Below are 231 nucleotides of genomic sequence, written 5' to 3'. Positions count from 1 at the left end.
ATTCTGGAGTGATAAAGGTCCTTCAACTGATGAGGTAATACTTGAAGAGTATGTAGATGGCATTCATTTTATATTATCAGTAGGAATTGAATCTGGGTTTGATGAGAATACAGTTTATAAGACTAGTGAGGTAAATAAAAAAACAGGTGAAGAACTAGTTCCTTATTTTTTCGATGTGATGGAAGCTCTACATAAATTTAAAATCGAAAAAAGTAATGCTTCATTTACAAA

Annotated in this window: 1 protein-coding gene; it reads left to right on the top strand. The window is 30.7% G+C overall.

All coding sequences use genetic code 11. From position 1 onward, the window contains the following. Positions 1-231, top strand: a 231-nt coding sequence (locus AOA59_RS31795) for a dUTP diphosphatase (RefSeq protein WP_178076329.1), incomplete at both ends; no start/stop codon positions are given.

Source organism: Pseudomonas sp. 2822-15 (genome assembly GCF_002742515.1).
GTDB classification, from domain to species: Bacteria; Pseudomonadota; Gammaproteobacteria; order Pseudomonadales; family Pseudomonadaceae; genus Aquipseudomonas; species Aquipseudomonas salomonii.
This window is presented reverse-complemented; position numbering and strand designations above follow the sequence as displayed.